Source organism: Nitrosomonas sp. Nm84 (assembly GCF_003201565.1).
Taxonomy (GTDB): domain Bacteria; phylum Pseudomonadota; class Gammaproteobacteria; order Burkholderiales; family Nitrosomonadaceae; genus Nitrosomonas.
In genome coordinates this window covers 135,136-150,245 of the sequence record NZ_QJJP01000001.1, presented here as the reverse complement: position 1 = coordinate 150,245, position 15,110 = coordinate 135,136, and the positions used below count along the sequence as shown (strand labels likewise).

Below are 15,110 nucleotides of genomic sequence, written 5' to 3'. Positions count from 1 at the left end.
GCGCAAGCGATCCTAATCCAATTTCGTCAACGCCTTGCCCAAGTGAGCGGCGATATGATCGGTCTTGTCGCTTTTAATCTCGTATTGCGGGCGATCTGCCGAGGCACGATGCGTGTAGCCCTTGTAATCAAAATCGGACGTGTGCACTTTTATTATTGTCCCCGAAACGATTCCTGCCTCGGAATTCCAACTCACATGATCGCCAATCTTAAATTGTGCTGCCATTTTTTACTCCTTTACTCCTTGTGAGAGTTAAACAAATTTTCATTTGAATAGTAAACTCGCCCATTTTCAATACGCGCAGGCGATGTGTATGGATGCTCGATCGCCTTGCCAACGCTCATAATGTGCATCACATTCCAGCCTTTTGCCTTCAGATAATCCGCAACCATCGAGCGATGGCATCGCCACCAAACCGCCTCGGCACACATAAATGCCGTTACTTTTTCGGCGCCGATCTCTTCGAGTTGCTCGGCTCCCTTTTTAAATTCCGGTGTCTCCATATAATCCGCGTAGCCGCGAAACGACGCATTCCGCCATCGGTCGTTCACCGAGTCGGGTTGTACGCGACGCCTCCCGCCGAGTGCCTCAATATGTTGATAATCTATATTTGCTGCCCTTAACGACGCTTCAAGATTACCTTGATTAAAATTTGGATATTTCCGCGAACCTGGAAAGTGACGAATATCCGCTACAATCTCGACACCAAAAGAATCAAGCATTGCGATGAATTCTTTGGTTGTGTGAGTAGAGTGACCGATCGTGTAGATCGTTTTGTTCGGATCCTTACTCATGCTGCGTCTCATATTTGATCTGTACTATCAAAATGGAGTCTATCGGTTTTAGCGGCAGGCAGATTGGCATAGTACTACTTGTCGTAGCGGGTCCGGCTGAGCGATGGATTGGACGTCATTCTTCTTCGGTATTCGTTTCGAGGGTGCGTATGACTCGACATGGATTTCCAGCAGCGAAGACACCGGCAGGAATGCTCCGTGTGACAACACTTCCTGCGCCAATCACAGCGCCAGCGCCGATGGTAACTCCGGGACAGATGACCGCTCTGCCGCCGATCCAGACATCGTGTTCAACAGATATAGGGCTTCCAGATTCCAGGCCCCTGCGTCGCTCGGCCGCGTTCATCGGATGCGTTGCACCGTACAGATGAACGCCAGGACCCAACAGTACATTGCTTCCAATCTTGACGGGAGCGATGTCAAGAATGACACAATCGTAGTTTAGGTAAGTGTTCAGGCCTATGTGAATGTTGTATCCATAGTCGCAGTGGAACGGCGCGGTGATCATGACGGATTCGTGTGCGTTCATGAGTTCCTTGAGTATGGCGATCGCTTTCGTGGCTGCTTCGGGTGGCAGGGTGTTGAATTTGTGACAAAGTATACGCGCGCGCAGACGGTCTGCGATCAAATGTGGGTCTGCCGGATCGTAGGATTGGCCGGCAATCATCTTATCGCGTTCGCTCAGGGTGCTCATACGGGTGGGATACGATGCCTAACGTTGGGATCGCTGGATAACAAGAAAGCGCAGCTTTCCGAGTTTTTGTGAATTGAAATGGCATGCAGCATATATTTTAGGTATACAAAAAAGTGCCAGGTCTAGAATCAAGAATTTTTACGCTTGTGCTTATATGAAGAATAACGCCAATAATCGTTGGGTGCAATTGATAGCGAATACCTGGGTCAGGTCGCGAATCAAGAAAAATAGACGTACACTGTAGGCCATGACAAGATCCCTCTGTTTAGAATTTTATTGCGATTAGAAATTCCGGTTCTGTGGGGTGCTTGGGGTTACCTCAGTTTGACAATCGAGACAATTTTTCTGTACATTCAGGCTCTCGAAAAAGGGGATTTATTCTTTTTATACATCGCATCCAAATACGCCCAAACAAGGAGGAATCCATGAGCGATACACAACACGAAGACCGCAGACCAACTCCAGATTTGGCCGAAGAAAACGCCTGTTTCCCCTCACCCTATTCACTGACTCAGTACACCTCTTCAAAGACGGATTTCGACGGCACAACCTATCCTAATCCATATAAGGGTGGAAAGTGGAAAGTATTGATGATCGCATCGCAAGAACGCTACCTGATGATGCAAAACGGCAAATTCTTTTCCACCGGCAACCATCCCGTCGAGATGTTGCTGCCGATGTATCATATGGACCTTGCTGGGTTTGAGATTGACGTCGCCACACCGTCTGGCGATCCGGTAAAGCTCGAGATGTGGGCCTTTCCTCAGGAGGACGAGGTAGTCAAAGCGACATACGAAAAGTATCGCGCCAAGCTTAAAGCGCCGAAGAAGCTGCCAGAGGTTGTGAAGGATCTGGATAATTATATCGGTGTGTTCATTCCCGGCGGTCATGGTGCTCTGAACGATGTTCCCTTCAGCGAGGACGTGAAGAAGGCGTTGTTTTGGGCACATAACAACGATCGCTACGTGATTTCGTTGTGTCATGGACCAGCCGGACTACTTGCCGCAGGTCTCGGTGAAAATAAAGAAGACTTCCTGTTTCGTGGTTATGAGGTCTGCGTTTTTCCTGACAGCCTTGATACCGGCGCCAATATCGAGATCGGCTACATCCCCGGTCCGATGCCTTGGCTGGTCGGTGAGCGCCTGCGCGAGCTGGGCGTTAAGATTCTCAACTCCGATATTACCGGGAAGGTTCATAAGGATCGTCGCCTGCTGACCGGCGACAGTCCATTGGCGTCTAACAATCTCGGCAAACTGGCTGCGGAGACACTGCTCGCCGACGTTGCTACGCGATGAATCTCTCATCGACTGGGGCTGCTTTCAATAAAATATGAAAATATGGGGATGGATCCAGGACTGAGAATGTTTTCGATAGATTGCATGTTTTTTGTTGGGATCTATGCCCGCGATCACCCCTTGCTTCTTCCCGTAACACTGCCTCTTATTCTTCCTCTTCCTGCCGCGCTCTAATCAATGAGATTAAATCATGAGCGAAAAGACTAAAGTTACTTTATATACAATCCTTTTGTTAGCGATATTTACAGCATCGTTTGTACATGCCAATAACGAGAAAGAGTCTTGCGAATCCAATGGGGGTGTTTATGCCAGACAATCCATGACCTGGTCGTATGAATGCATGATACCCGACCCCGCTGAAGTAAAACCATAATCAACTGGCAGGGACTGTGAAATATCCAGAATAATATCTTGATGTCTGCGCAATATTTTGACTAATGCCCAGGTTAATTTTTTCTAAATCCGTAAGGGTAAGTGAGGTCGAGGCGCTGCGGGTAAGGTTGCGGTATTTGGCATATTGAAACGCGGAGGTAAGGTCTATACCAAGGTTGTTGGAGATACCAAGACATAAATGCTGATGCTTGTCCATTACTAGAAAAATAGCACCTGACAGCATAGTTTATACAGACTGTTACCATAGTTACAATGCTCTCGACGTGAATCATTTCTAATTTCCACGGTTTCTCAAAGAATGCGAATTCATATTTAACCTGGTCTACTACAGCCACCTTACTTAAATTGATTTGTGGCAGAACAATACAAATACTTCCTCAAAAGACACTCAATAATTAACAAGCCTATTAAAAGTTATATAACACCTTGGCAATTAGCTACGGCCATATGCGATATTGGCCTTAATTCTCGGCAATTTGCAATTCATCTTCTGATAGTTTCGGGATCTTGTCTAACGTTTTACAAAGAGTTTGCAGTTCCTTCACAATTATCCCTGTAAGTTCAATCGTTGTTTCATTGTTCATACAATTGTTCCAGTGCCTGATTACACTGTTTATTAGGATTTGAGGAATACGCTCATTGACGCCGGTTGTCGAAATGGGTAATCATTTTCGTTCTATCAATCGATATCGCTAGTGAGGGAGTATGAAGACAGCGCTGATTACCGGTGCCAATCGTGGCATTGGACTTGAATTTGTTCGGCAGTATGCCATGGATGGCTGGTGTGTTTTTGCTTGCTGCCGCAGTCCGGTAGTAGCCGATGCATTGAACCACTTGGTTGTGCAATATCCAGATCGGGTAACTACGTATCCGCTAGATGTCGCCAATCATCAGCAGATTGAACAATTGGCACAAGCATTATCCAATCGACCGATTGATTTGCTAATCAATAATGCCGGAGTTTATCCAACGGAGCAGGGTGATGCTTTCGGAGAAACGGATTATGCCGCGTGGGCCCATACTTTTGAGGTCAATACCATGGCGCCCCTGAGAATGGTCGAAGCGTTTATTCAACAAATTTCCAGCAGTCAGCTCAAAACTATTATTACCGTCACCAGCAAGATGGGCAGCATCGCAGATAATCGTGGTGGCGGCAGTTATAGTTATCGTTCCAGCAAAGCGGCTGTCAATATCGTGATGAAAAGCTTGTCGATTGATTTGAGCACAAGCGGAATTACCGCAGTGCTGCTGCATCCGGGATGGGTAAGAACCGATATGGGAGGCCCTAATGGATTAATCTCAGTTGAACAAAGTGTGACAGGGATGCGCGATGTTATCAGTCGTTTAAAATTTAAGGATTCCGGAAAATTTTATGCATTCGATGGACAAATTGTGCCTTGGTGAGAATTTCTGACTTAACACTTATTGAACGTGCAAGGCAAGATATGGCGGAAAGTATTACTTTGATACGGGGAAAACGAACTGACTGGCGTTACAAAAGTAAAAATAATCGGGTTCTTTTGAAACCCCGCTTTTACAGCGGGGTCGCGCATAATCTGCCAAATATTCTGCAAGATTTAAAGAAAACTGCAACCTTACTTCAGCATATCCTTAAATTTTCCTACTTGCGGCGGCGAGGCTAGGTCAGTTTTGTTAAATGTGAATAAGAATAATACGGTATACGCGTTATAAAAAGTGCCGGCAACAAACGGGGAGGACGATGCCAGAAACCGTCCGGAGGGCAATTCAAAAATATCAAAATGGAATCGCGCGTATCCGGATTGATTCTCTGATTTGTAAAACGCTAATTCAGGTAATGCAATGGGTATCAGCGAGGCACTAATAGGCGGAAGGCCGAAGAAAGTAGTTGACAGTTCGGTACCGAGTGAATTGACTATGATATTCACACGGTGGCTCGCATTTTCATCCTGAACATTATAACCATTTAGTCCCAGCCATCCGCCAACAATTCCTTTCATCACATCTTTGTCTCCGCTGACTCCGGTAACATCCAGTTTAACCGTTGCGCCCCGCGGAATAGGAAAAGGTAAGTCGCGTTGCTTAGGCAGGCTACGCATCGCTGCTTCGGTAATCAGTAACTGCTCGGTTGCGGTTCTGGCCGAGTTGGTTACTTTTTGTGTCGATGAGCATGCAGAAAGCAGCCCGGCTAAGGCTACACTCAAGCAAAATGCTTTAACAATTTTCTTGATCATAATTTTTTGCTCCGGATTTTTATTTGTCGATTTTATTCTGCTTAAGCAGCAGAGCAATAGTAGCACAATGTGCAATCAAAACTTACAGATACATGATGACAATGACAATGACAATGACAATGAATGGTTTTGATTCGAAATTTAAAAATAAGAGATTTTAACTGCAAAAATTACAAAAGGAGTCTGTACGCGAACACACGGAGCTCCTTTAATTTTTCCTCTAGTATCTTCACTCGCTAACATCATAGTCTAGAGCCTGAATATTTTGCTTAGAACTTAGAGTTTGGCTGAGCCCATTTTTTAGATATCTCATTATTGACAACCATAAGGAATAAGAAAATGAATAGTAATTTTAAATACAACCGGCTTGACAAGAATGAAGCTGCATTACTGCTGGTGGATCATCAAGCAGGTTTGATTTCGTTGGTACAGGATTTTTCACCAAATGAGTTCAAGGATAGTGTGTTAGCCCTGACGGCCTGTGGCAAGTATTTCAAATTGCCGACCATCCTGACCACCAGTTTCGAAGATGGCCCGAATGGACCGCTCGTTCCGGAAATTAAAGCCATGCACCCCGATGCACCTTATGTCGCGCGTCCAGGTAACATCAACGCATGGGACAACGAAGATTTCGTCAACGCAGTCAGAAAGACCGGTCGCAAGCAGCTGATCATCGCTGGCGTAGTCACCGAAGTTTGCGTAGCCTTTCCGGCATTATCTGCAATTGAGGAGGGTTACGAGGTATTCGTGGTCACCGATGCCTCCGGTACTTTCAATAATATAACCCGCGATGCTGCTTGGGCGCGCATGGAATCCGCCGGTGTACAGATGATGAGCTGGTTCGGTGTGGCCTGCGAATTGCATCGCGACTGGCGTAACGATATCGAAGGTCTGGGTGCGCTATTCTCCAGTTACATTCCTAACTACCGGAATTTGATGACCAGTTACTTCACCATGACCAAGAAATAAGATGGTACGGAGCGCGAGAGAGCGAATAGCTACGGCGTTTCAGCTATCGCGCTTCGTCTGATTTTCTTGTATTACCACTGAGGAGGCGCTCGATTTCAACAGCGTGAGGTTTTCCGCAAGTAATCGCACTCCCCATATCGTCTAAAGGAGAGAATGATGAATAGCCCTAAAGCCCAATTGATCCTTCGCAACGGCAAATTCACGACACTTGATCGTCAGTATCCACAAGCTACGGCTGTTGCGATTTCCGATGGCTGCTTCAGCGCCGTGGGGGATGACAGTGAGGTCATGCGCCTGGCCGATAGCACTACACAGGTAATCGATCTCAATCAGCGCCGCGTCATTCCGGGTCTGATCGACTCGCATCTACACTTTATCCGTGGCGGACTCAATTACAACATGGAATTGCGCTGGGATGGCATTCCCTCGCTGGCTGACGCCATGCGTCGCCTGAAAGAACAGGTGGCGCGTACGCCCGCTCCGCAATGGGTGCGCATTGTTGGTGGCTTCACCAAAATGCAATTTGCCGAGAAACGCTTGCCGACACTCGACGAAATCAATGCAGTTGCACCGGATACACCCGTTTTCATTTTGCACCTCTACGATCGTGCCCTGTTGAATCGCGCAGCACTGCGCGCTTGCGGCTACGATCAGGATACACCTAATCCACCAGGTGGCCTGATAGTCAAGGATTCCAAAGGGGAACCGGTAGGCCTGCTGCTGGCAGAACCCAATGCGACGATCCTGTATGCGGCGCTTGCCAAAGGTCCTAAGCTGCCTTACGAGTATCAGATCAATTCCACGCGCCATTTCATGCGGGAAATGAACCGCCTGGGCGTCACCGGTGTCATCGATGCCGGCGGTGGTTTTCAGAACTATCCGGACGACTACAAGATTATTGAAGAATTGCACCAAGCCAATGAGCTGACCCTTCGCATCGCCTATAACTTGTTCACGCAAAAAGCCGGAGAAGAGGTTGCCGATTTCACTAAGTGGACAAAGATAGGAAAGCCTGGCGACGGCGATGGTTACTACCGGCATAACGGCGCAGGCGAAATGCTGGTTTTTTCTGCAGCAGATTTCGAGGACTTCCGCATGCCACGTCCGGATATGGTACCGAACATGGAAAATGATTTGGAGGCGGTCGTGCGTATTCTCGTCAGCAATCGTTGGCCATTCCGTCTGCACGCCACCTACAACGAAACCATCTCGCGTGCACTGGATGTATTCGAAAAGGTGAACCTGGATATTCCCTTTGATGGATTACACTGGTTCTTTGATCATGCCGAAACTGTGACTGATGCCAATCTCGAACGCATCGCCAAACTTGGCGGCGGCATTGCCATACAGCACCGCATGGCCTACCAAGGTGAATTTTTCGTGCAGCGTTACGGCATCAAAGCGGCTGAGCGCACGCCGCCTTATCGGCGCATGCTGCAAATGGGTGTCAATGTCGGTGCTGGCACTGACGCCACCCGCGTGGCCAGCTACGATCCTTGGAATGCCCTTTATTGGCTGACTAGCGGTAAAACTCTGGGGGGGCTCTCGCTGTACCCAGCAGCGAACCTCGTCGATCGCGAGACTGCGCTATTTCTGTACACGCAGGCGAACACCTGGTTCTCCAACGAGGAAGGTGTCAAAGGCCAAATTAAAGTTGGTCAATACGCGGACCTCGCCGTACTGTCCGCCGATTATTTAAGCGTGCCGGAAGACGAAATTCGCAATCTTGTTTCGGTCCTGACGATCGTCGGCGGCCGCATTGCATATGGTGACGACGAATTCAGCGCGCTTTCCCCACCTCTGCCGCCAGCCATGCCCGATTGGTCTCCGGCGAATCACTACGGCGGTTATTTCAAGCCCTCGGCTGATGCAGCAGCATTAAACAAGTTGGCTCAGACAACCTGCAATTGCGGAATCAGTTGTTCCGTGCACGGCCATGCGCATGGACGCGCGTATCAGGATGCTGTGAATGCCGGTGACCAGCATGGTTTCTGGGGCGCACTCGGCTGTTCGTGCTGGGCAGTATGATGCATGAGACCTTTGCAAGGTATTATTTTATGAAATCTTAAGATAATAAAAACAATAAATTAGAAAAAAAAGATGATGCCTCTGCAAGAGCCTCTGTATTAAACCTTACTTTTTCAATAATAGGCATGTATCAGCAAACAGCTCAAGAACACAAAATTAATCGGATTGCCATTACGGTTCTAGAATTCCCAAAGATGTTAAATTTTCAAATGAACGGAATATTAAGCATCTAGATGATGGTTAATCTTATGATTATAAATAATAAATATTATTTTTGATGATTGCCGATGACATGAAAGAGCGTGCAGCAATCTGCTGGAATCAGCGAATGCTTTGATCGAGTCAAGTCATAGTAAAGCAGCTTCCTCAATTCGTCTGCAGTGATTCCTTAACTAAACAACAGCTAAGAATGTTCAAATTTTGAATCCTTATTTAATCTGATCTATTACAAGTCCCAAACTTAAAACCTATGAATACAAGATTTCTTGGTCAGTTACTTTTAACTGTATTAATAGCGGCTTATGGTGAATGGCTTTTTGTTGATAAATATTTTTTTATAAGCTCGGCAAATGCTGAGGATGTAAAGATCGCAAATGCCGACAAACCATTGCTACTTGGAGAAAAGATATTTATAAGTCAAAGCAATATACTTCATCCCTGTTGTAAGGAAGATAACCGGAATGAGCTATCAAAAAAAGAGACAGAGAGCATCCATTATAAATCGCTGCGCTATCTGGAAGACTATCGCTATCTGAGAAACTCTCAAAATACCGATTTTTGGCGCCCAGTAAAATATATTCCGTTAGGAAAATACATTCCATTAGGTGACCAGGAAGATTGGTATCTAAGTATTGGTGGAGAAATGCGACAACGCTACGAATTTAACCGCAATGAATTGTATGGTGAAGAATTTGTCGGTAATAGCCATAATTGGCTTCAGCGTTATATGTTGCATGGCGACTTGCACTTGGGCACCAATGTTCGCATATTTTCCCAATTTATGAGCACGTGGCAAGATTGGCGAAAAACAGGTCTCAGACCAGAGGTCGATGAGAATGCATTTGATCTCCATCAAGGATTTATGGATTTAACCGCTAGGCTTGGCGGCAATAATTCAGTAACTTTGCGCTTCGGTCGACAAGAATTGGAATATGGCTCAGGACGGCTGATCGCGGGTCGTGAAGTACCCAATAACCGGCGTTCATTCGATGCTATCAAGCTATTGTTTAATTTTGGAAATTGGTCAATAGATAGTTTTCTTGGTCAACCAGTCAAAAATTTAACTGGCGTATTTGACGACGTTCGTAACTCGGATAGATCTCTATGGGGCATCTACGCAGTTAGCGCTTGGCAGCTTTTGCCCGATGGCCATATCGATCTGTATTACTTGGGCTCCGATAATCGCCATGCCGTTTTCACACAAGGCAGGGGGCATGAGACTAGGCATACAGTTGGCACACGAATCTGGGGAAATCCTTTACCTTGGAAATACAATTTCGAATTCATTGGTCAGTTTGGACAATTTGACTCAAACGATATTAGAGCCTGGGCCGTTGCTTCCGATACGCATTACATTTTTTCGCAATTACCCTTGAAGCCTCAATTTGGAATGCGAGCAGACATTACCAGCGGGGACAGCAAATCATCTACACTGGGCACTTACAATCCGCTGTTTCCTACTGGTGCTTATTTCAATCTTGCAGAACTGGGCGGGCCGTCCAATCTTCTCCATCTCCATCCAACGCTTGGCTTTTCGCTAACGGAAAAACTAAAGGCTTCCTTCGATTGGGGATTTTTTTGGCGGCAAAATGTCAATGATGCACTTTATTCCATCACTACTATTCCTATCTTTTCTCCTACTTCCACTGTCGAACAGAAGCATTTTACGGGCAGCTCTCCAGCAGTGGTATTAACCTGGGAACCTGTTCCGCATGTCACAGTTTTGGCGAGCTATGTGCATTTTTTCCCCAGCGATTCTTTTAGAACCGGGCACGAGGCCAAAGAAGTGGATTACTTTACCACTTGGGTAACTTATAAATTCTAGTAAATCCCTTAGTAGGGCTTACTCAGGAAGTATAAGTATGCGCCAGCAGACGGCTAAAAAACGCAAAACCAACTTAATTGCTCTGGTAATGTTTGTCATGTCATTACCAGTGACCGCATCCGAATATAAGCCGCTACGATTCGAAGAAAATTGGGGCGCAAATTGCAACAAAATGGCACCCAAATGCTGGAATATTGCCGAGGGAGCTACGCTTACACTCGGCGCCGACGCGCGCGTGCGCTCCCAAGGTTATTGGCCTCTGGAATTCGGTATCGATAACAACAACAAGGGTGACAGCTACACGCTGTTTCGAGGTTTGGTGCATGGCGATATGCGTTTCGGCAAACATGCTCAGATATTCGCGCAATTCGGTGCCTATGATGAGTCGGGACGTCGCGGAGGCCCAGTGCGCACCGACCAAAGCAATCTTGATTTGCAGCAGGGTTTTCTGGCATGGAATGGCGATAGATTTTCCCTCCGCGTTGGTAGACAGGAAATGACTTTAGGCACCTCGCGCTTGGTCTCGGTACGGGAAGGCCCCAACATTCGTCTTGCTTTCGATGGCGTACGCGTCGGTTGGCAGCAAGGACCACATCGCATTGATGCGCTCGCCTTCCGGCCAGTCCTCAATAAGCCGGAAGCTTTTGATGATGCGAATAATAAATCGCAGTCGCTGTACGGTTTATATGCTACTTTAGCTCCGGAAAGTATTGCACCGCTCAAAATCGATCTCTATTGGCTCGGTTATGAAAGAGATCAGGGGCGGTTTGCAGCAGCGCAGGGGCGGGAACACCGGCATTCTTTCGGCACTCGGTTGTTTGGTTCTGCTAAGAATTGGGACTGGAACCTGGAAGCGGTATACCAGATCGGCGATGTCGGTAGCCAAACCATCCGTGCTTGGACCGTCGCGTCTGATACGGGTTATACCTTTGCTACGCTGCCGTGGTCACCTCGACTAAGTTTGAGAGCGGATATTGCCAGCGGTGATAAGAAACCTGGCGACGGGCAACTCGGTACCTTCAACGCACTCTATCCTAATCCCACTTATTTCACCGAAGCAGCACTATTGGCACCGGCTAATGTCATGGACGTGCAACCAATCGTGACCATCAAACCTGTTCCTACACTAACCCTCGCTGTGGGTTGGAATTTTCTATGGAAACATAATAAAGCCGATGCGGTTTACACGCCACCCGCACCCCTGGTGGCGATACCTGAAACCATTGGGACCGATCGTTACATTGGTGATCAGGTTAAGCTGGAAGGCAGCTATCGCCCCCATCCGCAATGGGAAATACGCGCTGCCGCAGTCCATTTTAACACCGGGGAAGCCTTGACGCAGGCCGGTGGCAAAAGCGTGCATTTTTTCAAGACAAGCCTGGCATTCCGCTGGTGAGCGAGCTTGTCACAACAATGTATTGCACGCCCCGCAATGATTATCAGGTCTGTATAGTGAATTTTGTAGGCTTCAGCAGGAAATTCATAGTAGTCACAAATTATGTGTTTATCGAATATCTGATGATTTCGTAACTTGACCTTGATTGGTTAGTAAATAGCTCAGCCATACACATCCCATAAACAAGTCGACACCTCCCATGAGTAGCGGTTTCAACGGGATTTCATTAGCAGCCCACGCAATCAACAATGCGGTAAATATGTTCAGTTTTCCGGCCACACCGACCCACAACAGCGGTCGGTTGAATTCTCGTTGTCGAGCCAAATAAAGATAAACAAACGCCCAAATCAAAATAGTACCCGCTCCAAATACTGAATAAATCAGCTGCGGTGGGGCTGGTAACTCCGCCGCCTTTCCAATCGTCGCTGGAAACGCGAATGAAATGAATCCCATTATGTTATAAATAACTGAGAAATATAAAAGAATTCTTGATAGCGATTTTAAATCCATGGTATTCCCTTGATCGAGTGGTATCGGAAATTTTGTCGTGAAGTGCAGTTATGTGGCTTAGGTAAATTAATTTTTGGGATAAAGAAAGTCGGTTTTTTCAAATTCTGGATTGGGATAGGTGTAATATCCTTCGCCAGCCAATAATCCAGTCTTACCTTTATCGATGAATTCTGTTTTTAGATACTCGGCTAATGCAGCCATTTCTTTGTTGCCAGCATCGCCTTGGCCTTTCGCAATGTGGTAACACACATTCATTCCCATTTTGTCGATCATCTGAGCTGGCCCGATTTTTCCTTCCATACAAATGCGCCAGGTCCGATCAAGATATTGAGGTGTGCAAACACCTTTCTGGAGGAGTTGTAATGCAGCGACGGCAAAAGGGATGAGCAGTGAATTCAACACGTATCCCGGTTGTTCTTGATGGATAGGAATCGGAACCAATCCTATTTCTTTAGCAAATTCACAGACGGTGTCGAATGTTGCTTGAGACGTTCCTGAAATCATCATGATCTCACCGACATTTGCTTCCCATACATTGACGCAAAAATGAAGCGTTGTCGATCGCTCGGGACGATCCACGTTTTTCATTACTTCGCTGGGTAGCAACGACGATGTATTGGTGCAAAAAATCGTTTTCTGGGGAGCCAGCTCAGAGATCTGCTTCCAAAGTTCCTTCTTGATTTCCATATTTTCTGGCACCTGCTCGATAATCAGATCGGCATCCTTCAGTGCGTCTTTCAAATCTGTGGTGTAACGGAGACGAGCCTTCGTCGCATTAACCTCCGCTTCGGTTGCACCACGTTTTTCCATGAAATGTTTTCCATAGGTATCATGGAAGGCCTTGCCTTTTTTGATACCATCTTCGAAGGCGTCATAAACGGTAACGTTCTTACCATGCCATGCGGTCATCCAAGAGACTTGAGAGCCCATAACTCCAGCACCAGCAGTAGTAACGTTTTTGATCGATGTCATTTTCTTTCTCCCGGTAATCTAAGTTCGTTGAAACAATATTGCTATAAGCGATAGCAACATCAATTGAGCTTTTCGTTTGTAGCAGAAGCCAGAAAAACTCTCAATGCTTTGTATTCACCAAGTCTGAATCAATTTATCATGGAGCTATTTTCCTAAAAAATAGATCATTAGAATCAATCCACGGTATTTAGAATCTCCAATCCTTGACCAGCTTACCCTAAAAAGCTTATATCAGAAGCTCTCATGAATAATGAAAAAAATTATATGATATATGCTGATTTTCATGGCGTCTGAGATTAAGTCTGGATAAAACGTATATGTTTTATTTTCATTTAAAAAATCAGTGCATTAAAATATTGTTTTCGCCTACGCGCTAAAGCAATTCATAGCCAGCGCGCCCACAGTCGTGCCGCTCTTTCTTTGATGCGAACACCGATTGAGCGTTTTCTCCATTCCTCGAGCACGACCTGTTTGGAAGACTCCAGGTCTTGCTCGAACAGTGCATGCATTTGTGTACCAAAATCCGCTCCCAATATGATTGCATTAATTTCTTGGTTGTTAAGGAAGCTGCGCCAGTCGAGATTGGTTGAGCCTATGGTTGACCACACGTCGTCTACGAGTGCGGTTTTGGCATGCAGTAATGCGTCTTGCCGCTCATAGATTTTTACGTTGGCACTCAATAACTCATCGTAATAGGAACGCGATGCATAGAACACCATGTTTGAATCTGTTTTTTCGGGTAGCAGTAACCTTACGTCCACGCCACGCTGAGCCGCTTCCTTCAGTGCGGTAAGCAATTTCGGATCGGGGACAAAATAGGCATTAGTCAGAAAGATTTGGTTTTCCGCACTATTAATAGCGGAAAGTAAAGTGACATAGATCTGACTATAAGGCTCTTCGGGTGAGCTGCCGATGGCGCGGACTACTTCATTTCCTTTCTTAGTAAGCTCAGGAAAATAATTCCTGGATGCCAATGGTTCACCTTTTTGTTCGCCCCATGTGGTCATAAACAGCTTCTGAAATTCACTGACAACCGGACCTATCATACGTAAATGAGTATCTCGCCATGGCGGATCGTCATCGGTCGGCTTAGATCTGCTGAATGATCCTTTAGAATATACGCTGCTGATATTGATACCTCCCACAAAAGCAATCTGTCCATCGACTATCAAAAGCTTACGGTGATCGCGTGCGTTGATTTGCCAGTCTTTTTGTACAACGAGTGGATTGATTGGATTGAATTCCAGCACATTTGCACCGCTTTCCTTTAACGGTTTGAAGAACTCTTTGGGTGTATAAATTGACCCAAAGCTATCATAAATGAGATTTACCTGCACTCCGCTCCTTTGCTTACTAATTAGCAGTTCAGCAAAACGACGTCCGATTTCATCATCTTCGATAAGAAAGGTCTCCATGTTGATATGATCCTTCGCATTTTCTATGGCTGAATACATGGAGTCATAGGTTTTGGGGCCGTCTACCAGCAGTTCTACTTTGTTGCCCATAACCAGCGGGCTGCCGACAATCTCTGATTCCAGTACCAGATGCCTATCGAAGATGGGGGTATCTGCACTATCCTTTTTAAGTCTAGCGAGAATCGCTTTGCTCTGTTGGGTAGTTAAGGGGCCATGCGCGCCATTGAATTGAACAATATGCGATGGCCGCATTGCCATATCTGGCGCTATGATGGGTATTGATTTGCAGCTTACAAAAAGCATCAGGCAAAACATCATAGCGATAAATTTAGCAATTTTTGCAACTTCGATCTTTACATGCATTAGCCTTTCCTTCATGTGGTTTTC

The 15,110-nt window shown here is 46.2% G+C and carries 15 protein-coding genes and 2 pseudogenes; 8 read left to right on the top strand and 9 right to left on the bottom strand.

Annotation, left to right across the window (positions count from 1 at the left end):
• Nucleotides 1–12: 12 nt before the first annotated feature.
• The 4 genes and pseudogenes from C8R34_RS00755 to C8R34_RS16775 form a co-directional block, all read right to left on the bottom strand.
• The gene (locus tag C8R34_RS00755; RefSeq protein WP_110336869.1) at nucleotides 13–225 is read right to left on the bottom strand and encodes a DUF2945 domain-containing protein; all 213 of its coding nucleotides are present in this window, start codon (nucleotides 223–225) and stop codon (nucleotides 13–15) included.
• An 11-nt stretch (nucleotides 226–236) separates the two neighbouring features.
• Nucleotides 237–794, bottom strand: coding sequence for a DUF488 family protein (locus tag C8R34_RS00750; protein WP_110336867.1), 558 nt, complete (start codon nucleotides 792–794; stop codon nucleotides 237–239).
• 115 nt (nucleotides 795–909) lie between these two features.
• Nucleotides 910–1,179 carry a DapH/DapD/GlmU-related protein gene (locus tag C8R34_RS17240; protein ID WP_309146169.1) on the bottom strand — a complete coding sequence of 90 codons (270 nt, stop codon included), beginning with the start codon at nucleotides 1,177–1,179 and terminating at the stop codon, nucleotides 910–912.
• A gap of 201 nt (nucleotides 1,180–1,380) precedes the next feature.
• Nucleotides 1,381–1,461, bottom strand: a pseudogene (locus C8R34_RS16775) (maltose acetyltransferase domain-containing protein); the annotation flags it as partial.
• 452 nt (nucleotides 1,462–1,913) lie between these two features.
• Here C8R34_RS16775 and hchA point away from each other — a divergent pair.
• The 3 genes and pseudogenes from hchA to C8R34_RS00730 all read left to right on the top strand — a co-directional run.
• Complete coding sequence (gene hchA, locus C8R34_RS00740; RefSeq protein ID WP_110336863.1) at nucleotides 1,914–2,783, top strand: glyoxalase III HchA; 870 nt, start codon at nucleotides 1,914–1,916, stop codon at nucleotides 2,781–2,783.
• Between the two features lie 190 nt (nucleotides 2,784–2,973).
• Nucleotides 2,974–3,156 (top strand): hypothetical protein, encoded by a 183-nt coding sequence (locus C8R34_RS00735; protein WP_110336861.1) that lies wholly within the window; start codon nucleotides 2,974–2,976, stop codon nucleotides 3,154–3,156.
• A 105-nt stretch (nucleotides 3,157–3,261) separates the two neighbouring features.
• Nucleotides 3,262–3,451, top strand: a pseudogene (locus tag C8R34_RS00730) (transposase); the annotation flags it as partial.
• Between the two features lie 186 nt (nucleotides 3,452–3,637).
• Here the strand turns inward: C8R34_RS00730 and C8R34_RS16770 are convergent.
• Nucleotides 3,638–3,760 carry a hypothetical protein gene (locus C8R34_RS16770; protein WP_258364290.1) on the bottom strand — a complete coding sequence of 41 codons (123 nt, stop codon included), beginning with the start codon at nucleotides 3,758–3,760 and terminating at the stop codon, nucleotides 3,638–3,640.
• A 121-nt stretch (nucleotides 3,761–3,881) separates the two neighbouring features.
• Here C8R34_RS16770 and C8R34_RS00725 point away from each other — a divergent pair, with 121 nt between their 5' ends.
• Nucleotides 3,882–4,580 carry an SDR family oxidoreductase gene (locus C8R34_RS00725; RefSeq protein ID WP_110336859.1) on the top strand — a complete coding sequence of 233 codons (699 nt, stop codon included), beginning with the start codon at nucleotides 3,882–3,884 and terminating at the stop codon, nucleotides 4,578–4,580.
• Between the two features lie 191 nt (nucleotides 4,581–4,771).
• On the opposite strand, the gene C8R34_RS00720 is transcribed toward C8R34_RS00725, so the two are convergent.
• Entirely contained in the window at nucleotides 4,772–5,389 is a 618-nt protein-coding gene (locus tag C8R34_RS00720; RefSeq protein ID WP_110336857.1) for a hypothetical protein, read from the bottom strand.
• A 339-nt stretch (nucleotides 5,390–5,728) separates the two neighbouring features.
• Here C8R34_RS00720 and ycaC point away from each other — a divergent pair, with 339 nt between their 5' ends.
• From ycaC to C8R34_RS00700, 4 genes are all read left to right on the top strand, one after another.
• Nucleotides 5,729–6,358, top strand: coding sequence for an isochorismate family cysteine hydrolase YcaC (gene ycaC, locus C8R34_RS00715; RefSeq protein ID WP_110336855.1), 630 nt, complete (start codon nucleotides 5,729–5,731; stop codon nucleotides 6,356–6,358).
• A 153-nt stretch (nucleotides 6,359–6,511) separates the two neighbouring features.
• On the top strand, nucleotides 6,512–8,386 hold the full coding sequence (locus C8R34_RS00710; RefSeq protein WP_110336853.1) for an amidohydrolase: 1,875 nt from the start codon (nucleotides 6,512–6,514) through the stop codon (nucleotides 8,384–8,386).
• Nucleotides 8,387–8,855: 469 nt separating this feature from the next.
• Nucleotides 8,856–10,430 (top strand): alginate export family protein, encoded by a 1,575-nt coding sequence (locus C8R34_RS00705; RefSeq protein ID WP_110336851.1) that lies wholly within the window; start codon nucleotides 8,856–8,858, stop codon nucleotides 10,428–10,430.
• 37 nt (nucleotides 10,431–10,467) lie between these two features.
• Nucleotides 10,468–11,826, top strand: coding sequence for an alginate export family protein (locus C8R34_RS00700; protein WP_110336849.1), 1,359 nt, complete (start codon nucleotides 10,468–10,470; stop codon nucleotides 11,824–11,826).
• Between the two features lie 108 nt (nucleotides 11,827–11,934).
• On the opposite strand, the gene C8R34_RS00695 is transcribed toward C8R34_RS00700, so the two are convergent.
• From C8R34_RS00695 to cls, 3 genes are all read right to left on the bottom strand, one after another.
• Nucleotides 11,935–12,336: a hypothetical protein gene (locus tag C8R34_RS00695; RefSeq protein WP_110336847.1), complete on the bottom strand. Its 402-nt coding sequence runs from the start codon at nucleotides 12,334–12,336 to the stop codon at nucleotides 11,935–11,937.
• 66 nt (nucleotides 12,337–12,402) lie between these two features.
• Entirely contained in the window at nucleotides 12,403–13,308 is a 906-nt protein-coding gene (locus C8R34_RS00690) for a 3-hydroxyacyl-CoA dehydrogenase (protein WP_110336845.1), read from the bottom strand.
• A 383-nt stretch (nucleotides 13,309–13,691) separates the two neighbouring features.
• Nucleotides 13,692–15,086 (bottom strand): cardiolipin synthase, encoded by a 1,395-nt coding sequence (cls, locus tag C8R34_RS00685; protein ID WP_110336843.1) that lies wholly within the window; start codon nucleotides 15,084–15,086, stop codon nucleotides 13,692–13,694.
• Between the last annotated feature and the right edge of the window lie 24 nt (nucleotides 15,087–15,110).